Source organism: Bradyrhizobium sp. UNPF46 (assembly GCF_006658625.1).
Lineage (GTDB): Bacteria > Pseudomonadota > Alphaproteobacteria > Rhizobiales > Xanthobacteraceae > Bradyrhizobium > Bradyrhizobium nitroreducens.
Genome location: NZ_LFJB01000126.1, coordinates 1 through 18,866, shown reverse-complemented (window position 1 = coordinate 18,866; position 18,866 = coordinate 1). Strand labels below are relative to the sequence as shown.

Sequence of the window (18,866 nt, the reverse complement as noted above, 5' to 3'; positions counted from 1 at the left end):
ACGCATCCCCAGCCTCCGAGATCCAATGCAAATCAGTGAATCACGAAACTCCGACAAAAACGATAGTTTTTCAGCAGACTGCTAGTCCGGCACCGGCACGTCGAACGTGTTGAGCGTGACCGAGACCATGCAGTAGACGCCGACGAGATAGGACAGCTCGGCGGCGCCATGCTCGCCGAACTCCTTCACCGCGGCGCGCCAGGTCAATTCCGGCAGCACGCCGCCGCCGACCAGCGCGGAGGCGACGTCGTAGGCGACGGCCTCCTGCCTGGTGAGGTCGACCGGCCGCTGTCCGGCGACGATGGTCGCGAGCTTCTCGTCGGAGAGGCCGCGCTGCTCGGCAACCAGCACATGGGCATAGAGCTCGTAGCCGGAGCGGAAATGCGAGCCGGTGACGAGGATGGCGACCTCGCGCACCGGCGCGGGCAGCAACGGGTTCGACGCGATCGCCTTGACCAGCTCCCACACCGGCTTGCCGAAGCGCGGCTCGCGGACCCAGGGATTCCAGGGTCCGAGCAGCGCGCCGTCCTCGCGCATGTTCACGAAGCCCTTGAAGTGGTCCTTGATGCCGGCCCGCATGTCGTCATAGAGCGGCTTTTGTTCGGCGGTCAGATCCTTGGGATCGAGAATGGGAAGGCGCACGGCGGAGATCTCCTCGTTGAGAGGGCGCGAGGCTCGCCTGCGCACCCGCACAAGGCAAGTGAAGTTGCCGTGACGGCCGTGCAATTTTGCAAATGGCGGGGAGACACGGATTGGAGCCCGTCGAGGCTTCACGCGTTCTGCGGATTGACCACGTCGTCGACGTCCAGCGCCAATGGCGCACCTGTCTCGAGGAACGACGACAGCGCCGCCTCGAACGGCGCCGGATCGAGGCCGCGCGCCTTCAGCCATGCCGGCTCATAATAGGTCTGCCGGTAGCGCTCGCCGGAATCGCAGATCAGCGTCACCAGAGATCCCGTCACATTCGCCTTGCGCATCTCCGCGGCGAGCCGACAGAGCGCCAAGAAATTGGTGCCGGTCGAACCGCCGACCACCCGGCGCAGCCGCCGCGACAGCACGTTCATCGCTGCGATCGTCACCGCGTCCGGAATCTTCATCATGCGGTCGACCACGCCCGGCACGAAGGACGGTTCGCAGCGCGGCCGTCCGACGCCCTCGATCAGCGACGGTCGGTCGCAAACACGGGAGCGGTCCTGCGAGCGGAAGCAGTCGAAGAAAGCCGAGTGCTCGACATCGGCGACGCACAGACGCGTCGGATACTGGCGATAACGCAAATAGCGGCCGATGGTGGCCGACGTGCCGCCGGTCCCCGCGCCCATCACGACCCAATCCGGCAGCGGACGCGGCTCGCCCTGCAATTGGCTGAAGATCGATTCGGCGATGTTGTTGTTGCCGCGCCAGTCCGTGGCGCGCTCGGCGAAGGTGAACTGATCCATGTAATGGCCGTTCAGCCGGGCGGCGAGCGCGGCCGCTTCAGCATACAGCGCACGGCCGTCGTCGATCAGGTGGCAATTGCCGCCATAATGCTCGATCGCGGCGATCTTCTCCGCCGAGGTCGTGCGCGGCATCACGGCATAGAAGGGCACGCCGATCATCTGCGCAAAATAGGCCTCCGACACCGCGGTCGATCCCGACGATGCCTCGACGACAGGCGTGCCTTCGCGGATGTGGCCGTTGCAGAGCGCGTAAAGGAACAGCGAACGCGCCAGGCGATGCTTCAGGCTGCCGGTCGGATGTGTCGACTCGTCCTTCAGATAGATGTCGATGCCCGATAGCGCCGGCACGATCAGGCGGATCAGATGCGTGTCGGCGGTACGGCACTGGTCGGCCTCGATCGCGGCGACCGCCTCGTCAATCCAGCCGCGCCGGTAAGCCGGCCCGGCCGGATTGAGGTGGCGAAAGGGGAATGTCTGCATCGCGCGAACCTCTCATGATGCGGATCGCGCATCAAGTGCGCTCAAAACTCCAGCGGCGCGTTGTCGACGACTTCCTTCATCACGAAGAAGGTGCGGGTCTGGCGCACGCCCGGCAGCGCGATGAGCTGCTCGCCATGGATGCGGTTGAAATCCTCCATGTCTCCGACCCGGATCTTGAGGAAATAGTCGAAGTCGCCGGCGACCAGGTGGCAGTCGAGCACGAATTTCAGTTTTGCGACCGCCTGCTCGAAGATCGCGAAGCTCTCCGGCGTCGAGCGGTCGAGCACGACGCCGACCATCACCAGCGTGCCCTTGGCCACCTTCTTGGGGGCGATCATGGCGCGGACGGCAGCGATGAACCCGTCCTCGAACAGGCGCTGGGTGCGGCGGTGGCAGGTGGCGGGGCTGATCGCGACCGTTTCGGCCAGCTCGGCATTGCTCAGCCGGCCGTTATTCTGCAGCAATCTCAGGATCTTAAGGTCGGTGCGGTCGAGCCGGGCGGCCATGAAAGAAGCTTCCATATATTTGCTATATCTCGGAAGAATTATTAGCAATAGTCGCCTAATGCGCAAGAAGATGCGCAATATGGACGCAATATTCGAGAGCACATTTTTCCGGGGCGATGCTAGGCAGCAGCCAGCACCAACGCCAATCGGGATGACCCATGAAACTCGACAAATTTCCGCGCTATCCGCTGACCTTCGGCCCGACGCCCATCGAGAAGCTGGAACGGCTGTCAAAGCATCTCGGCGGCAATGTCGAGGTCTACGCCAAGCGCGAGGATTGCAATTCCGGCCTCGCCTATGGCGGCAACAAGCTGCGCAAGCTCGAATACATCATCCCCGATGCGATCGCCTCCAATGCCGACACGCTGGTCTCGATCGGCGGCGTGCAGTCCAACCACACCCGCATGATCGCGGCGGTCGCGGCCAAGATCGGCATGAAGTGCCGCCTGGTGCAGGAAGCCTGGGTGCCGCACGAGGATGCGGTCTATGACCGTGTCGGCAACATCATGCTCTCGCGCATCATGGGCGCCGACGTGCGCCTGGTCGACGACGGCTTCGACATCGGCATCCGCAAGAGCTGGGAGCAGGCGATCGAGGAAGTGAAGGCGGCGGGCGGCAAGCCCTACGCGATCCCTGCCGGTGCCTCCGTGCACAAATTCGGCGGCCTCGGTTATGTCGGCTTCGCCGAAGAAGTGCGCAAGCAGGAGGCCGAGCTCGGCTTCAAGTTCGACTACATCGTGGTCTGCACCGTCACCGGTTCGACCCATGCCGGCATGCTGGTCGGCTTTGCCGCCGATGGCCGTGCGCGAAAAGTGATCGGCATCGATGCTTCTTTCACGCCTGATCAGACCAAGGCGCAGGTGCTCGAGATCGCGAAGAACACCGCTGAGCTCGTCGAGCTCGGCAAAGACCTCGTCTCCGATGACGTCGTGCTGATCGAGGACTACGCCTATCCCGCCTATGGTGTGCCGTCGGAAGAGACCAAGGAGGCGATCCGCCTCACCGCGCGCCTCGAGGGCATGATCACCGACCCCGTCTATGAGGGCAAGTCGATGCAGGGCCTGATCGACCTCACGAAGAAAGGCTATTTCGAGAAGGGTGCGAAGATCCTCTACGCCCATCTCGGCGGCGCGCCGGCCCTGAACGGATATGCGTATGCGTTCCGGAACGGGTGAAATAGCGTAGCTCTCGCCTCGTACACCACTGTCGTCCCGGGCAAGCGTAAGCGCAGACCCGGGACCTATAACCACGGGAAGTGGTTTGGCGAAGAACGTCGTCGCGCCTGCCTCAAGATAGATCGCGCGGTATGGATCCCGGATCTGCGCGCGCTTTGGGCGCGCTTGTCCGGGATGACGACGTGGAGAGATCAGGGCGCGCCTACCGCGTCCTGACGATCTGCAGCAGCTCGTCGCCGTAATGCTCGAGCTTCTTGTCGCCGATGCCGGGGACGTTGCGGAGCTCATCCAGCGTGGTCGGCCAGGCCCGGACGATGCCGTCGATGGTGGCATCGTGCAGCACGACATAGGCCGGCACGCCACGCTCGCGCGCGATGTCTGACCGCCACGACCGCAGCCGCGCGCGCAATTCGGGATCGACATCGCCCGGGGGCGTGCCTGCCGCGGGCGCCAGATCGCCGCGCCGTGACTTGGCACGGCTGGCGCGAACGCGGGCCTGCGGCGCCTCCTCGCGCAGCCAGACCTCGGTCTCACCGCGCAGCACGCCGCGCGCGCTTTCAGTCAACTTCAGCGCGCCATAGGCCTCGCTGTCGCTCTGCAAATGGCCCATCGCCACCAGTTGCCGCAACACGGTGCGCCACTGCTTCTCGTTGAGCTCGCGTCCGATGCCGAACACGGACAATTTGTCGTGGCCGAACTGCGTCACCTTCTCGGTCAGGCGCCCGATCAGCACGTCGATCAGATGCATCGCACCGAAACGTTGCCCGGTGCGATAGGCGCAGGAGAGCAGCTTCTGCGCCAGCACCTTGCCGTCGCGCATCTTCGGCGGCGTCAGGCAATTGTCGCAATTGCCGCAATTCTCCGCGGTCACCGCCTCGCCGAAATAGGCGAGCAGCCGCCGGCGCCGACACTGCGCGGTCTCGGCCAGGCCGACCAGCGCATCGAGCTTGCCGATCGAGACCCTCTTGAAGTCGTCGGAGGCGCTGGACTCGTCGATCATGCGACGCTGCTGCACGATGTCGGAGAGCCCATAGGCCATCCAGGCTGCCGACGGCTTGCCGTCGCGGCCGGCGCGCCCCGTCTCCTGGTAATAGGCCTCGATGCTCTTGGGCAGGTCGAGATGGGCGACGAAGCGCACGTCGGGCTTGTCGATGCCCATGCCGAATGCGATGGTCGCGACGATGACGATGCCGTCCTCGTTGAGAAAGCGGTCCTGGTTGCGCGAGCGCACGCCGCTGTCGAGCCCGGCATGATAGGGCAGCGCCGCAATGCCGGCGTCATCAAGCGCGGCAGCGACCTCCTCGACGCGGTTGCGCGACAGGCAATAGACCACGCCGGCATCGCCCATATGACGTTCGCGGATGAACTCCTTCAGCTGCGACACGGCGTTGCGCTTGTCGACGATCTCGTAGCGGATGTTGGGCCGGTCGAAGCTGGAGACGAATTGCGGCGCGCCGGTCAGTTGAAGCCGCTCGACGATCTCCTTGCGCGTCAGCTCGTCGGCGGTCGCGGTCAGCGCGATGCGCGGCACGTCGGGAAAGCGCTCGGCAATGATGGAGAGGCCGACATATTCGGGCCGGAAATCATGCCCCCATTGCGAGACGCAATGCGCCTCGTCGATCGCGAACAGCGCCACCTTCGCCTGCGCCAGCAGCGACAGGCAGCGCGGCGTCACCAGCCGTTCCGGAGCGACATAGAGCAGATCGAGATCGCCTGCGAGCAGGCGCCGCTCGATGTCGGAGGCCTCCTGGAAGCTGAGCGACGAGTTCAGCGCGGCGGCATTGACGCCGGCCTCGAGCAGGCCCGCGACCTGGTCGCGCATCAAGGCAATCAGCGGTGACACCACGATGCCGCAGCCTTCGCGCAGCAGCGAGGGAAGCTGGTAGCACAGCGACTTGCCGCCGCCGGTCGGCATCAGGACCAGGCAATTGCCGCCATCCGTGACGTGCCTGACGATCTCACCCTGCGCGCCGCGGAAACCCGGCAGGCCGAACACCGAATGCAGCACCGACAGCGCGTCGCGGCCGTTGGCCGGCGCAGGAAGCGGAGCGGTGGAGGGAGCGGACATGCTTGGCTGGAACCAGGGCCGTGAGATTCGTCACAAGGCCAGTCGCATGGCGGCGTCGGCGTGGCAAGAGTGTTTGCTGCGCAGAGCGTTACCTTCCCCTCTCCCCTTGTGGGCCCCTTGTGGGAGAGGGTGGCTCGCCGCGGAGCGGCGAGACGGGTGAAGGGTCTGTCACCGCGAATTCGATAGGGATTGCTTTGCGGACTTAACCCCTCATCCGGCGCTTCGCGCCACCTTCTCCCGCAAGGGGAGAAGGAAAGAAAAAAACTACGCCCCGATCCTGCGCAGCGCCTCTGCGACCGTCACGATCGGCATGTTGCGCCGTCCGGCGGCTTCCAGCGCGTGGCGCATCAGGTCCGGGGTACAGCCATAGGGGCTCGGCGTGTCCGCAACGTCATGGCCGTAGAAGATGAGCCATCCACCGCTCGCGACGGCCTCGTCGAAATAGCGATCGACGCCCGCCTTGTCGATCTCGCGATCGACCAGGGGCGAAGCGCGCAGGAACTGGAGATCGATGACGTCGCTGTTGACGCCGGGGAGAATGCCGCGCGCCGAACGGAAAGCCTTGGCGAGCTGCGGCTTGCGCCAGACCGAGGCGATCCCATAGGGATAGGCAAAGTTCTCCAGATTGATCGAGGAATCGATCGCACGGAAATAGGAGCGGTTCTGATCGATCTCGCGCGCCATCGCCGCCTCGTCGAGATTGGCCGAGCTCTGATGCGAGAAGGTGTGGCAGGCAATCTCGTGACCTGAGCGGTGAAGCCGGACGATCGCGTCGTCCGACAAGCCGTGCCAATGGTCCGACGGCTGACCGATCAGGCTACCGGCGAGATAGAACGTGCCCCGGCCGCCATGCCTTTCCAGAAGCTCGGCGCCCTCGCCTGCGGCACTGTCGGGGGCATCGTCGAAGGTGAAGCTCACGATCGGCGCATGCGCGAGGAGCCGGTGCGGCGCGGCGCGGAAATGCCGGGCCAGCCGATTGCTCACGCGTCCCTGGAGTGCCGACCACACGATGGCGTTCCCGTGATTAGATATTTCCGTACTGAAACATTCGCGTGCCGGTCGAGGCAAGCTTAACGCCTGGGTAATCCTAACGCGGAACCAACATCTTTCGATTGACGCGCAGGAATCGACGCCTCGGTCTCCGCGCTGAGATATTGCAGCCAATTGCGGAAAAGTACCGCCGCCGCGCTGCCGGCGTCGATATCGGCGCGCAAATTCAGCCCGGGCAGCTCGTTGGTGAGCGCAGGGTGGCGCTGGTGCGCCGCCTTCTTCTCGAAGCGGGCCAGCTTCTCTTCCGTCGCTGCGTCAAAATAACCCACGGGCAGGCGCGGATAGTTGTCGCGCTCCCGCGCGAGGTAGCGGCCGATGTCGCGCAGATATTCGCGCTGGAGCGACAGTGCGTCGTATTCCGGATGGCCCTGGAAGAACACGAAGCGGCTGGCATATTGGCGAACGAAAACGTCGACGCCGGCCGTTTCGGAGCGAGTCAGCACCTGATAGCCGGCCTGCACCAGGTCGCTCTCCGCGATCTCGTTCAGACGCGAATGCGAGACCTTCAGCGGCCCTGACGCGGCGTGCGTCATGGAATCGCTCGTCACGACATCGCAATCGAAGATGCCGTGACATTTGGCCGGCAGCCGCCGCCGTGCGATGCCGTCCAGATGCAGCACCGCCGCATGCGCAGCAAGGCACGACCAGATCGTCGAGCGCGTGTTGGCCTTGGCCCAGTCGATGAGCTCGGTGAGGTCGCGCCAACAGGGCTCCTGGTCGAGCTCGGGCGCGACCGGCTCCGCACCGGTGACGATCAGCCCGTCGAACTTCTGCTTCTTCAGATCGGACAGATCGGAATATTCGCTCTCGACATGCCACCGCGCTTCCGGCGAGCGCTTCACGCTCGGAAGCGAGAAGCAGTGGAAGCGGATGCGGCACGGGCCTGCTGCGGCCTGGAGCAGCTTCATGAACTGCCGCTCGGTCGCCTTCAGCGCCGGATCCGGCATGTTGTTGACGAGCCCGATCGTGAGCTCGACGCCGTGATCCCGCGCGAGATCGCGCTCGGTCGGCACCAGCGCCGGACTCGAGATGACTTGATCCTTGTCGATCAAGATCGTCATTGGCGCCGCCGCCTACTCCGCGGCCTCGAGGCGCGCTGACCGGCAGGCCTTGTCGAGCGCCTGGTCGATGTCCTCGATGATGTCGGAGACATGCTCGATGCCGATCGACAGGCGAATGGTCTCCGGCAGCACGCCGGCAGCGCGCTGCTGCTCTGCCGACATCTGGCGATGAGTGGTCGAGGCCGGATGGCAGGCGAGCGACTTGGCATCGCCGATATTGACGAGACGCGTGATCAGCTTCAGCGCATCATAGAAGGTCTTGCCGGCCTCCATTCCGCCCTTGATGCCGAAGGTGAAGAGCGAGGAGGCATTGCCGTCCAGATACTTCTGGACCAACGGGTAATACGGACTATCGGCGAAGCCGGTGTAGTTGACCCAGGCCACGCGCGGATCGCCGCGCAGGAATTCGGCGACCTTGCGGGCGTTCTCGACGTGGCGCTCCATGCGCAGCGCCACGGTCTCGATGCCCTGGAGCAGCAGGAAGGCGTTGAACGGCGACAGCACCGAGCCCATGGTGCGCTGATAGACGCTGCGCGCCCGCTCGATATAGGCAGTCCGGCCGAAGCGCTCGGCATAGACGAGGCCGTGATACGAGGCGTCCGGCTTGTTGTAGGCCGGGAAACGCTCGGCATGCTTCGCCCACGGGAAATTTCCGGAATCGACGATGGCACCGCCGAGCGTGGTGCCGTGACCGCCCAGGAACTTGGTCAGCGAATGCACGGCGATGTCGGCGCCGTAGTCGAACGGCTTGAGCAGAATCGGGGTTGCGACGGTGTTGTCGACGATCAGCGGCACGCCATGCGCATGCGCGACCTTGGCGAGCGCCTCGATGTCGCAGACATTGCCGGCGGGATTGCCGATGGTCTCGGCGAACACCGCGCGGGTGTTCTCGTCGATCAGCTTCGCGACTGCATCCGGTCCGTCGCTCTCGGCGAAGCGGCCGGTGATGCCCTGCCGCGGCAGGATGTGCGAAAGCAGCGTGTGCGTGGTGCCGTAGAGCTGCGGCACGGAAACGATGTTGCCGCCGTGATCTGCGACGTTGACGAAGGCGAAATGCAGCGCCGCCTGCCCGGTCGCGACCGCGAGCGCGCCGACGCCGCCTTCGAGCTGGGCGATGCGCTTCTCCAGCACCGCGCTGGTCGGATTGGCGATGCGGCTGTAGCGAAAACCCTCGGCCTCGAGATTGAAGAGCGCCGCGCCGTGATCGGCGCTGTCGAAGGCATAGGCTGCAGTCTGGTAGATCGGCACGGCAACCGCGTGCGTGGTGGCTTCGGGCTCGTAACCGGCGTGAATAGCGATCGTCTCGTTGCGCATCGTACCACCTCCGCGTGGGCGGGCCGCACTTATTGGCCTGGAATGAGGCATGTGCGTTGTCCGCCTCGCCCGTGTTAGAGGCAGGTGGTAAAGCGGACAATAATTCGCTTAGAGATCGAGGAAGTAACCCTAACCGTTGTTGGCGAATTGGCTGAAATTCGGGTTAAAGCAGATTAATGAATTTGCACACTGTGCCGCGATAGTGATGGTGCCATCCTTCTCCCCTTGTGGGAGAAGGTGGCATAGGCGGCCTTCGGCCGCCGTTCTTAAGAACGCCGAAGCGGAGCTTCGGCTATGACGCCGGATGAGGGGTATCCATCCACACGCGAGCCCGTGGAGAGATACCCCTCACCCGTCTCGCCGCTCTGCGGCGAGCCACCCTCTCCCACAAGGGGAGAGGGTGAAAGTACCCGCCACTACGCCATTCTTTCCCAGAGGCGATGGGTGAGCACCCCGGCCCGCTTCTCGATCGCGGCCGCCGCATCGAGCGCGAGATCCTCGCGATAGCGCCCGGCAATGAGCTGCACGCCGATCGGCTTGCCATCATGCAAGGCCACCGGCACCACCGCGCCGGGCAGGCCCAGCACGTTGATCGCGGAGATGAAGCGGATCTCGCCCCAGAAGATCTCCTGCACACGCTCGGCGCTGACGGTGTCGTCGCGCGGCCCTGGCGTCGGCTTCACCGTGGTCGGCGCCAGCACCACCGGATAGTCCTCGAAGAACAATTGCCAGGCGCGGATGTGGCCGCTGCGCGCGGCAGTCGCCTGCATCCAGGCCTTGAGATCGAGCACATTGGCCTTCGCCTTCATGCCGCCCCAGGCCTTGTGGAAGTCCTCGGAGGTGACTTTCAGCATGCCGGCCTCCTGCATCACCACGGTCTCGTTGGTGATGATGTCGCACCAGGTCTGCCAGACGCCGTTGATGTCGGGCACCTCGACCTCGCTGACTCGGTAGCCGGACCGTTCGAGATGGTCAGCGGCCTGGAGCAGCGCCGCGGTGACGGACGGATCGACCTCCATATCCTCGGGAATCTTGGCCAGCGCCACCTTGATCGGCCCCTTCGGCTTCTCGCCGACCAGCGGCGCCGGCACCCACCAGGGATCGCGGGGATCGCGCTGGCTCATCGCCTCGAGCGCGAGACGAACGTCGGCGACGTGGCGCGCCAGAGGCCCCTGCGCCGACATCAGATGCGCCAGCATCGGGCGCTCGGCCGTTGCGCTTGCGTTGAATGCGGGGATGCGCCCCTGGGTCGGCTTGATGGTGGCAACACCATTGCAATGCGCCGGCCAGCGCAGCGAGCCGCCGATGTCGTTGCCATGGGCGATGGTGCCGATGCCGGCGGCCACCGCCGAGCCCGCGCCGCCCGAGGAGCCGCCGCAAGTGATATTCGGGTCCCAGGGATTGATCGTCAGCCCGTGCAGGGGATTGTCGGTGAAGCCGCGAAAGGAGAATTCCGGCGTGTTGGTGAGCCCGATGACGATCGCGCCTGATTTCTTCAGGTTTCGCACCACGGGCGCATCCGACGGGGCGATCAGGCCCTTGTTGGCGGGCACGCCGTTGAAATTCGGCCGGCCCTCGTAATCGACGTTTTCCTTGATGGTGATGGGCACGCCGTGCAGGAGACCGAGCGCACCTCCCCTGGCGCGCTGCTTGTCTGCGGCATGCGCGGCCTTCAGCGCCTCCTCCGAGAGATCGACGACGACCGCATTCAGCTTCGGATTGACGGTGCGCATCCGGTCGAGATGCGCTTCGACGGTTTCGACCGCGGAGATTGCGCCGGAGCGGATGGCAGCGGCGGTCTCCACCGCCGACCATTGCCAGGCCGGTCCCTTGGGACGGCGCGGTGAAGCCGGCCTGCGCGGGGTGGCCTTCTCCACGGTCTTCCCGACCGTCTTCGCGGCAGCCCTCTTGCGGGCAGCACTCGTCTTGGCCGAGGTCTTCACTGCCTTCTTCGAAGCAGTTTTCTTCTTGGTCGCCGTCTTCTTCGCCACGTCGCATCTCCTGAAATTGCGCGGCGGAGGTTATGGAGGCCGCGCGACCGTGTACAGGTGCGTTTCTGCATGGCGCGTTGCCGGGAGCCGCCAATGCGACGAATTGTCAGCGACCGCAGTCCCGGCAAATGTCGCGACTGCCTATTCCGCCGGGCACGCAGCGACGGCGGCCTGCCTGCGGTCGAGCCAGAGGCTCCACAGCGCAAGCACGAGGCCGACGGCCGTGATGCCGGCTGCGACCAAAGGCAGCGTGGAGAGGCCCAACCCGCGATCGATGGTGACACCGCCAGCCCAGGCACCGAGCGCGTTGCCGAGATTGAACGCGGCGATGTTGAGGCTGGAGGCCAGCGTGCGGCCGCCGGGGCCGGCGGCCTCAAGCACGCGAAGCTGGAGCGGCGCGACCGTCGCAAAGGCCGCAATGCCAAGCAGCAGGATCAGCACGATGGCAGCGATCTTGACCGCGAGCACGGCGGCAAGACCAAGCAGCACGATGGCGAGCGCCGCGAGCGAGCCGATCAGGGCGCGTGCAAGGCCGCGATCGGCGAGCTTGCCGCCGGCGACATTGCCGATCGCAAGACCTGCGCCGAATACAAGCAGGATCGGCGAGACCGCAGCTTCCGAGAAGCCGGTGAAGCGGGTCAGGATCGGCTGGATGTAGGTGAAGACGACGAACAGGCCCGCGAAACCGAACACGGTCATGGCAAGGCCAAGCAGCACCTGCGGACGGGCGAGCACGGCCACTTCTTCGGCGAGCGAGACCGGCTTGTCGCCGTTGCCGACATGGCCGGGCACGAACGCGGCCACCACGGCAAAGGCGACCACGCCGATCACCGTCACCGCCCAGAACGCCGCGCGCCAGCCGAGCATCAGGCCGAACCAGGCGCCGAAGGGCACGCCGAGGAGCGTAGCGACCGTCAGGCCGATGAACATGGTGGCTATGGCGGAGGCGCGCTTATCCTCGGAGACGAGACTCGTCGCCACCACCGACCCGACGCCGAAGAAAGTGCCATGGGCAAGCGAGGTCAGCACGCGCGCCGCCATCAGCAATTCGTAGTTCGGCGCCAGCGCACAGGCCGCATTGCCGAGCGTGAAGATCGCCATCAGCGCGAGCAGCACGGTTTTGCGCGGTATCCGCCGCGTCGCCAGCGTCAGCACGGGCGCGCCGACGAACACGCCGAGCGCATAACCGGAGATGAGCAGGCCCGCGACCGGCACCGAGACATGCATGTCGGCGGCGACCTGGAGCAAGAGGCCCATGATGATGAATTCGGTGGTGCCGATGCCGAAGGCACCGGCGGTGAGCGCGAGGACGGCGGGGGGCATGCGTACTTCCGATGGATGAGACGAGCCACGCAGATAGCCGTCCTCGTGCAAAACCATTAGAATGTCCGCAATCCAATCATTTGTGACGTGAATTCAACATGGCCCGATTTGACACCAACCGCTCCGCCGAGATGGAGGTCTTCGTCCGTGTCGTCGATCTCGGCGGGTTCACCCAGGCCGCGCGAAAATTGCGGCTGACGCCGTCGGGCGTCAGCAAGCTGATGTCGCGGCTGGAGGCACGGCTCGGCTCGCGGCTCGTCAACCGCACCACGCGCAAGCTGACCCTGACCGAGGAAGGCCAGGCGTTCTATCAGCGGGCCGTGCGGATCCTCGCGGAGATGGAGGAAGCCGAACGCGAGGCAGCGTCAGGCGCGGCGCCGCGCGGCCGCCTCACGGTCAACTGCAACATCCCGTTCGGCATGTTGCATATGATGCCGCTGATTCCCCGTTTCCTGGAACGGCACCCCGAGGTCACGCTCGATCTCGTGCTGACCGACACGCTGGTCGACTTGATGCAGGAGCGCGCCGACGTTGCGATCCGTGTCGGACCTCTGAAAGCGTCCCGCCTGATCGCGCGCAAGCTCGGCAGCAGCCGCATGGTGGTCGTCGGCACCCCGACCTATCTGGCGGGCTTTGGCACGCCCAGGACGCCGGCGGATCTCGCCGATCACCGCGGCATCGGCTGGACCTTTCCGCGCATCCGCGGCGGCTGGCCGTTCAAGCGCGGCAATCGCACCGAGGAGGCCATGCCGCTGCCGGTCGCGCGCGCCAGCGACGGCGAAGTCGCCCGCCGGCTGGCGCTGGGCGGCGTGGGCCTCGCCCGCCTCGCCCTCTTCCACATCGGCCCCGACATCGAATCGGGCCGCCTCGTGCCGGTGCTGCAAAACTACAATCCCGGCGACCGCGAAGACATCCACGCCGTCTTTGTCGGCCACACCGCACCGCTCCCCGCGCGCGTCCGCGCCTTCATCGATTTTCTGGCTGAGCATGTGCGGGTGAGCGATCCGGCGCTGAAGCGGGCGGCGGATGGGAGGTGGAAGTTGGTGGGATGAGGCCCGTGGCGGAGAGAGTGGGATTCGAACCCACGGTACGGTTTCCCGCACACACGCTTTCCAAGCGTGCGCCTTAAGCCACTCGGCCATCTCTCCGGAGCGCCCTCTCTTGAAGGGGCGCCGATGATTTTGCAAGGGATCGTGGGGAAATCGGGTGAATTTTCCATAACATATTGTATTCACAAGATAATATCTGGCGTCGCGAATGTCCTGGCGGGCGGGCCGGCTGAACCCTTGACGGGTTTGGCGCGACGATTCACGTGAGACCAGCAACCCGACTGGGGACGTCATGACCATCCGCAGCACCATCGCCGTCCTCGGCCTGATGTCGACCCTAGGCTTCGCCTTCGCCGTGCCAGCCGCCGCCCAGGTCTGCACCCGCCAGGGGATCGACGTGAGCTGCGACGACGGGCGGCGCGGGGTGCTGTCGGGCGACGCCATCCTCTGGCCGGACGGCACACGCTCGAGCTCGACCCCGCATCAGAGCGTGATCATCGGCAACAAGAGCTCGGTGCATGTCGGGCCCGGCGTGTTCGTCGGCCAGGGCAAGGGCGTGGTGCCGATGGACGATCCCAACGCGCCGAACAAGCGGCAATGTGCGATCCTGGATGGGATTTCGTATTGCTATTGAGGTGCGCTCTTCCTTCTCCCCTTGCGGAGAGAAGGGAGGAGCAAGCCGAATTAAATCAACCGCACGCCCGAGATCGCCGACTTCAGCCAGCGCAACGCCTGCGGCGGCTGCGTGGCGAGCGGGGCGACCGCGGCCTTCTCGGTCCGGCACTTCTCCAGCTCCGCGACGAAATCGGCCGACCATTGCTGGATGGTGTGACCGCGCAGCTTCTTCATCATCGCGTCCCAGCGCATCTTGCGCTCGGTCAGCGGCATCGCCGCGGCGATCGCAATCGAGCGCGCCATGCCGTCGATGTCGTGCGGATTGACCAGCAGCGCGGCATCGAGCTCATTGGCCGCGCCGGCGAATTTCGACAGCACCAGCACGCCGGGGTCGGCCGGATTCTGGGCTGCGACATATTCCTTGGCGACGAGGTTCATGCCGTCATGCAGCGGCGTCACCACGCCGACCTGCGCGGTGCGGTAGAGCCCTGCGAGCACGGCCTGGCTGAAGCCCTTGTTCAGATAGCGGATCGGTGTCCAGTCGACCTCGCCGTGGCGGCCGTTGACGTCGGAGACGAGGCGCGCGACCTCGTTCTGGAGGTTGCCATAGGCCTCGATCGCGCCGCGCGAGGGATTGGCGATCTGAAGCAGCGAGATGCTGCGCGCAAACTGCGGCCGCTCGGTCCAGAGCCGGTCGAATGCGCTGATGCGGTTGACGAGGCCCTTGGAATAGTCGAGCCGGTCGACACCGATCGCAAGACGCTCGCCGTTGAGGCTGCGCCGCAGCCGCGACACGTCGGGATGCGAGGCGGACTTGGCGGCATAGGCCGCGAACTTCTCCGCGTCGATGCCGATCGGGAAGACTTCACAGCGCGTGCGGCCATGCTGCGACAGCGCAACGCCGTCCTCGACGGCGAGGCCGAGCTCTCCGCCGACATAGGAGAGGAAATTCTGCCGATCGTCCTCGGTCTGGAAGCCGAGCAGGTCGTAGGCGAGCATCGCGTTGATCAGCTCGCGATGATTGGGCACGCCCTGCATCACAGCAGTGACGGGCCAGGGCGTATGCAGGAAGAAGCCGATGGGATCGTCGACGCCGAGATCGCGCAGCTCGGCGCCGAGCGCGAGGAAATGATAGTCCTGCACCCAGAACGCCGTTTTCGGCTTGCGGAAGCGCATCAGGGCGCGCGCCATGAAGGCGTTGACTTCGCGATAGCTGACATAGTCGTCGCGGGAGACGCGGATCAGATCGCTGCGCGAATGCAGCGCAGGCCACAGCGCCGAATTGGCGAAGCCCTCGTAATAGCCGCCGTAATGCGCCGCCGGCAGATCCAGCGTCGCGATCGCGCCCGAGCCCAGCGCTTCGATCTCGGCGAACGGCTCCTTCTGATGGCCATCACGGACGCGGCCCGAGGAACCCACCCAGATCGCGCCAGAATGTTCCACCACCGGCAGCAACGCCGCCGCAAGACCGCCCGTCATGGGCTCATTGGGTTTGCCGCGGGCGACACGATTTGAAACGACGACTAAGTTCACAGGTCGTCCCCTCCTTCATTCCACCCGTTTAACTACCGTTCATCAATATGGTTCCTGTCATGGTTTCAACCAATTGAAACCAAAATCGGGCATGCGCGTTGGAACTGGTTTCCCTCGCGGAACCCGACGATTTCGCTGCAAACACAGATTGTGTCCTGATGATGCGCAGCACGCAGTGCGGCGCGCGACGGCGCCGTTCCCGAGGCTTCATGTCGGCGGCGTGGCGCTGCCTTTGTTTCACCTTGGATCGAGCAGTCGGGCAAGGAACGCACGCACATCGCCCGGCGCGTCGAAATGGCCGTTCACGCCCATGGCGCGGCGGCCGACCGAGAACGCAAGCCCGTTCATGTCGGGCATGATCGCGAACACGGTTTCATCGGTGACGTCATCGCCGATGAAGATGGGGCGCCGTCCCTTGAACGGCTCACGCTTCATCAGTTCACGCACGCCGGTCGCCTTGGTGAATCCGGAATGCTTGATCTCGCAGACGAACTTGCCGGGCAGCACCTCGATCGGCGCATTGGGCAGGTCGGCGCGGATCACCGAGACGGATTCGTAGATCGCCTTCTCCGCATGCGGCGCGAGGCGGTAGTGCAGCGCGAGCGAATAGCCCTTGTCCTCGAGCAGAATGCCGGGCGAAAGCTTGGCGATGGCGGCCAGCCGCCGCTTCAGCTCCTTGTCGAGCGGCGGCGCGTGCACGTCATCGGTCTCATTGTCCGCCGACAGCCGCATCTCGGCGCCGTGGCCGGCGACGGCGCGAAACACGTCGGGCGCGAAGATCAGGTCGATGTCGTTGAGCGAGCGGCCGCTGACCAGCGCCAGCGCGCCGGAGGTGCGCTCGGTCAGGCGATTGAGCGTGTCCGACAGGCCCGGCGGCACCCACACCTCACGCGGTGTCGGCATCAGGTCGAGCAAGGTCCCGTCGATGTCGAGCAGGATCGCGGTCTCGTCCAGATGCGGCACCAGCGCATGCGGCACCGGCACCGCATCGGGCGCCTCGTCCTCTCGCATGGTGCGCTGCTCGTCCATGGCCATTTCCGCAAGTTCCGATTTCATCAGTCTACTCCATGAAGGCGAGCGGCCGTGCGATTTGTTCGAGCGATTTGCGCTCCGCGGAGACGGCGTAGCGCCACGCCACGATCGCGGCCGCGATCATCAGGAACGCTCCCAGCAAATAGCCCGCGAACACGCTGGTGCGTGATCCCGTGTCGATCAGCGCGCCGAACAGCGCCGGTCCGATCACGCCGCCGATGCCGGTGCCGACCGCGTAGAACACCGCGATCGCCAGCGCGCGAACCTCGAGCGGAAAGGTCTCGCTGACGGTGAGATAGGCTGCGCTCGCGGCCGGCGAGGCAAAGAAGAAGATCACCATCCAGGCAATGGTCTGGCCCTGCGCGGTGAGGACGCCGATGGAGAACAGATAGCCCGAGAGCGCCAGCAACAGGCCCGACACGCCATAGGTGAACATGATCATGGTGCGGCGCCCCAGCGTATCGAACAGCCGGCCCAGCAGGAGGGGCCCGAGGAAGTTACCGGCAGCGAAGGGCAGCAGGTACCAGCCGACATGATCGGCCTTGATGCCGTAGAAGTCGGTCAGCACCAGCGCGAAAGTGAAGAAGATGGCGTTGTAGAAGAACGCCTGTGCGCTCATCAGCGCGAGACCGACCAGCGCGCGCTGGCGGTACGCCGAGAACAGCGTGTGCACGACCTCTCGGATCGGCGTATGATCGCGCATCTTCAGCCGGATCTTGGTGAAGCGCGCATCGCTCGTGTCCTGGTCGTGTCCGATCACGGAGCGTTCGATCTCGTCGACGATCGCATGGGCCTGATCGGGACGGCCGTGGATCATCAGCCAGCGCGGACTTTCCGGAATCCACATCCGCATCAGCAGCACGACGAGACCGATGCTGGCGCCGATCAGATAAGCGAGGCGCCAGCCGAGATCGGGCGCGATCACGGCGGGATCGAGCAGCACGATGGCCGCGACCGCCCCCATCGCCGCGCCAATCCAGAAGCTGCCGTTGATGACGAGATCGGTCCAGCCGCGGTAGCGCGCCGGCACCAGCTCCTGGATGGTCGAATTGATCGCGGTGTATTCGCCGCCGATGCCGGCACCGGTGAGGAAGCGAAACATCGCGTAGCTCGCGACATCCCACGACAGGGCCGTTGCGGCCGTCGCCGAGAGGTAGAGCGCCAGCGTGATGAAGAACAGCTTCTTGCGGCCGATGCGATCGGTGAGCCAGCCGAAGCCGAGCGCACCGAGCACGGCGCCGGCGAGATAGGCGGAATTGGCAATGCCGAGATCGAGATTGGAGAAATGCAGCGACGGACTCTGCTTCAGCGCACCGGAGAGCGCGCCGGCCAGCGTCACCTCGAGCCCGTCGAGGATCCAGGTGATGCCGAGCGCGAGCACGACGCGGGTGTGAAAGCCGCTCCATGGCAGCGCGTCGAGCCGCGCGGGAATACTGGTCTCGACGATGCGGTCGGTCGCGGCCGCCGCGACTCCAGATGCGTAATTCAGCGCTGCGCTTTGCTGCAATTCCATCGGGCGGTTGCGTTCGATCAATGGAAGCGGCCCCGGTTCACCTGATGTGGACGGGGCGTTCCGATCAAGGGGGTGCGGCATTCGGCCTGCCACCTGCGACAACGTCTGCGGCAGCGCCGGGTTCCCGGGAACGGTGCTTATGACCGTCCGTTTCCGTTGGTGCCGCAAGGAGTTGACGCATGGCTCATGTCAGAAAGACGACACAATCTCGCAAAACCGCGCACAAGAAAACCAGCGCAAGCCGTAAGCCTGCGCGCAAGAGCCCGAAGCGCTGGTCGCAGCGCGTGACCAGGCAGAGCGACGCGCTCGACCTCAAGCAGGGTGTGTTCAAGCTGGAAAGTCCGAAGAAGATCGCGACGTCATTGAAGCGATCGGCCGAGCACAGCTCACGCCGCAAGGCCGGCGCCTATCGCTCGGCGCTGTCGATGCTGACCTTCTACATCAACCGCGCCGGCAAGACGTTGCCGAAGACGCAACGCGCGCGGCTGGAGAAGGCGAAGGTGGAATTGAAGCGGGCGTTTGGAAGGGAGTGATGTCTTGCTCCGCTGTCGTCCCGGACAAGCGCGCCCAAAGCGCGCGCCGATCCGGGACGGCAGCGGAGGATGAGGCGACAGCGGGGGCAGGCGCAGCGACTTACGCCGCCCTGATATTGCCCATGAAGCGATCGAGCTCGGCTCGCAGGCGGGTGCTTTCGGATGACAGCGTCTTGGCCGAATGCAG

Annotated in this window: 16 protein-coding genes and 1 tRNA gene; 4 read left to right on the top strand and 13 right to left on the bottom strand. The window is 65.2% G+C overall.

Annotated elements, in window-relative coordinates:
- Window positions 1-81: 81 nt before the first annotated feature.
- The 3 genes from UNPF46_RS36610 to UNPF46_RS36600 form a co-directional block, all read right to left on the bottom strand.
- Complete coding sequence (locus UNPF46_RS36610) at window positions 82-642, bottom strand: carboxymuconolactone decarboxylase family protein (RefSeq protein WP_100181319.1); 561 nt, start codon at window positions 640-642, stop codon at window positions 82-84.
- Window positions 643-770: 128 nt separating this feature from the next.
- The gene (locus UNPF46_RS36605; protein WP_142253266.1) at window positions 771-1,916 is read right to left on the bottom strand and encodes a PLP-dependent cysteine synthase family protein; all 1,146 of its coding nucleotides are present in this window, start codon (window positions 1,914-1,916) and stop codon (window positions 771-773) included.
- Window positions 1,917-1,957: 41 nt separating this feature from the next.
- Window positions 1,958-2,422 carry an Lrp/AsnC family transcriptional regulator gene (locus UNPF46_RS36600; protein ID WP_100178649.1) on the bottom strand — a complete coding sequence of 155 codons (465 nt, stop codon included), beginning with the start codon at window positions 2,420-2,422 and terminating at the stop codon, window positions 1,958-1,960.
- Between the two features lie 158 nt (window positions 2,423-2,580).
- Between UNPF46_RS36600 and UNPF46_RS36595 the strand changes: the two genes are divergently transcribed.
- Entirely contained in the window at window positions 2,581-3,597 is a 1,017-nt protein-coding gene (locus UNPF46_RS36595) for a 1-aminocyclopropane-1-carboxylate deaminase (protein ID WP_100178650.1), read from the top strand.
- 202 nt (window positions 3,598-3,799) lie between these two features.
- Here UNPF46_RS36595 and recQ read toward each other — a convergent pair whose 3' ends face one another.
- The 6 genes from recQ to UNPF46_RS36565 form a co-directional block, all read right to left on the bottom strand.
- Window positions 3,800-5,665, bottom strand: a complete 1,866-nt coding sequence (recQ, locus tag UNPF46_RS36590) for a DNA helicase RecQ (RefSeq protein WP_100178651.1) — start codon at window positions 5,663-5,665, stop codon at window positions 3,800-3,802.
- A 264-nt stretch (window positions 5,666-5,929) separates the two neighbouring features.
- Window positions 5,930-6,673, bottom strand: coding sequence for a polysaccharide deacetylase family protein (locus UNPF46_RS36585; protein WP_174719062.1), 744 nt, complete (start codon window positions 6,671-6,673; stop codon window positions 5,930-5,932).
- Window positions 6,674-6,735: 62 nt separating this feature from the next.
- Window positions 6,736-7,776 (bottom strand): homoserine O-succinyltransferase MetA, encoded by a 1,041-nt coding sequence (gene metA / locus UNPF46_RS36580; protein ID WP_142253265.1) that lies wholly within the window; start codon window positions 7,774-7,776, stop codon window positions 6,736-6,738.
- Window positions 7,777-7,788: 12 nt separating this feature from the next.
- Window positions 7,789-9,090 carry an O-acetylhomoserine aminocarboxypropyltransferase/cysteine synthase family protein gene (locus UNPF46_RS36575; RefSeq protein ID WP_100178653.1) on the bottom strand — a complete coding sequence of 434 codons (1,302 nt, stop codon included), beginning with the start codon at window positions 9,088-9,090 and terminating at the stop codon, window positions 7,789-7,791.
- Window positions 9,091-9,506: 416 nt separating this feature from the next.
- Complete coding sequence (locus UNPF46_RS36570; protein ID WP_142253264.1) at window positions 9,507-11,081, bottom strand: amidase family protein; 1,575 nt, start codon at window positions 11,079-11,081, stop codon at window positions 9,507-9,509.
- A 141-nt stretch (window positions 11,082-11,222) separates the two neighbouring features.
- Window positions 11,223-12,404, bottom strand: a complete 1,182-nt coding sequence (locus UNPF46_RS36565) for an MFS transporter (protein ID WP_181770276.1) — start codon at window positions 12,402-12,404, stop codon at window positions 11,223-11,225.
- Between the two features lie 98 nt (window positions 12,405-12,502).
- On the opposite strand from UNPF46_RS36565, the gene UNPF46_RS36560 reads away from it, so the two are divergent.
- Window positions 12,503-13,456, top strand: a complete 954-nt coding sequence (locus UNPF46_RS36560) for a LysR family transcriptional regulator (protein WP_142253262.1) — start codon at window positions 12,503-12,505, stop codon at window positions 13,454-13,456.
- Between the two features lie 6 nt (window positions 13,457-13,462).
- Here the strand turns inward: UNPF46_RS36560 and UNPF46_RS36555 are convergent.
- Window positions 13,463-13,552: transfer RNA gene (locus UNPF46_RS36555), tRNA-Ser, on the bottom strand.
- A gap of 193 nt (window positions 13,553-13,745) precedes the next feature.
- On the opposite strand from UNPF46_RS36555, the gene UNPF46_RS36550 reads away from it, so the two are divergent.
- Window positions 13,746-14,087, top strand: a complete 342-nt coding sequence (locus tag UNPF46_RS36550; RefSeq protein ID WP_142253261.1) for a hypothetical protein — start codon at window positions 13,746-13,748, stop codon at window positions 14,085-14,087.
- Window positions 14,088-14,137: 50 nt separating this feature from the next.
- Here UNPF46_RS36550 and UNPF46_RS36545 read toward each other — a convergent pair whose 3' ends face one another.
- The 3 genes from UNPF46_RS36545 to UNPF46_RS36535 form a co-directional block, all read right to left on the bottom strand.
- Window positions 14,138-15,601: a trehalose-6-phosphate synthase gene (locus UNPF46_RS36545; protein ID WP_142253260.1), complete on the bottom strand. Its 1,464-nt coding sequence runs from the start codon at window positions 15,599-15,601 to the stop codon at window positions 14,138-14,140.
- A gap of 237 nt (window positions 15,602-15,838) precedes the next feature.
- On the bottom strand, window positions 15,839-16,657 hold the full coding sequence (gene otsB, locus UNPF46_RS36540; RefSeq protein WP_142253259.1) for a trehalose-phosphatase: 819 nt from the start codon (window positions 16,655-16,657) through the stop codon (window positions 15,839-15,841).
- A gap of 4 nt (window positions 16,658-16,661) precedes the next feature.
- Window positions 16,662-18,146 (bottom strand): MFS transporter, encoded by a 1,485-nt coding sequence (locus UNPF46_RS36535; protein WP_181770275.1) that lies wholly within the window; start codon window positions 18,144-18,146, stop codon window positions 16,662-16,664.
- Between the two features lie 179 nt (window positions 18,147-18,325).
- Here UNPF46_RS36535 and UNPF46_RS36530 point away from each other — a divergent pair, with 179 nt between their 5' ends.
- The gene (locus UNPF46_RS36530; protein ID WP_142253257.1) at window positions 18,326-18,679 is read left to right on the top strand and encodes a DUF3175 domain-containing protein; all 354 of its coding nucleotides are present in this window, start codon (window positions 18,326-18,328) and stop codon (window positions 18,677-18,679) included.
- The last annotated feature ends 187 nt before the right edge of the window (window positions 18,680-18,866 follow it).

What these genes read in the sequence shown, in the direction of transcription:
- UNPF46_RS36605 (WP_142253266.1), bottom strand. Translation starts at nt 1,916, where the DNA reads ATGCAGACATTCCCCTTTCGCCACCTCAATCCGGCCGGGCCGGCTTAC.
- UNPF46_RS36600 (WP_100178649.1), bottom strand. Translation starts at nt 2,422, where the DNA reads ATGGCCGCCCGGCTCGACCGCACCGACCTTAAGATCCTGAGATTGCTG.
- UNPF46_RS36595 (WP_100178650.1), top strand. Translation starts at nt 2,581, where the DNA reads ATGAAACTCGACAAATTTCCGCGCTATCCGCTGACCTTCGGCCCGACG.
- recQ (WP_100178651.1), bottom strand. Translation starts at nt 5,665, where the DNA reads ATGTCCGCTCCCTCCACCGCTCCGCTTCCTGCGCCGGCCAACGGCCGC.
- metA (WP_142253265.1), bottom strand. Translation starts at nt 7,776, where the DNA reads ATGACGATCTTGATCGACAAGGATCAAGTCATCTCGAGTCCGGCGCTG.
- UNPF46_RS36575 (WP_100178653.1), bottom strand. Translation starts at nt 9,090, where the DNA reads ATGCGCAACGAGACGATCGCTATTCACGCCGGTTACGAGCCCGAAGCC.
- UNPF46_RS36565 (WP_181770276.1), bottom strand. Translation starts at nt 12,404, where the DNA reads ATGCCCCCCGCCGTCCTCGCGCTCACCGCCGGTGCCTTCGGCATCGGC.
- UNPF46_RS36560 (WP_142253262.1), top strand. Translation starts at nt 12,503, where the DNA reads ATGGCCCGATTTGACACCAACCGCTCCGCCGAGATGGAGGTCTTCGTC.
- UNPF46_RS36550 (WP_142253261.1), top strand. Translation starts at nt 13,746, where the DNA reads ATGACCATCCGCAGCACCATCGCCGTCCTCGGCCTGATGTCGACCCTA.
- otsB (WP_142253259.1), bottom strand. Translation starts at nt 16,657, where the DNA reads ATGAAATCGGAACTTGCGGAAATGGCCATGGACGAGCAGCGCACCATG.
- UNPF46_RS36535 (WP_181770275.1), bottom strand. Translation starts at nt 18,146, where the DNA reads ATGGAATTGCAGCAAAGCGCAGCGCTGAATTACGCATCTGGAGTCGCG.
- UNPF46_RS36530 (WP_142253257.1), top strand. Translation starts at nt 18,326, where the DNA reads ATGGCTCATGTCAGAAAGACGACACAATCTCGCAAAACCGCGCACAAG.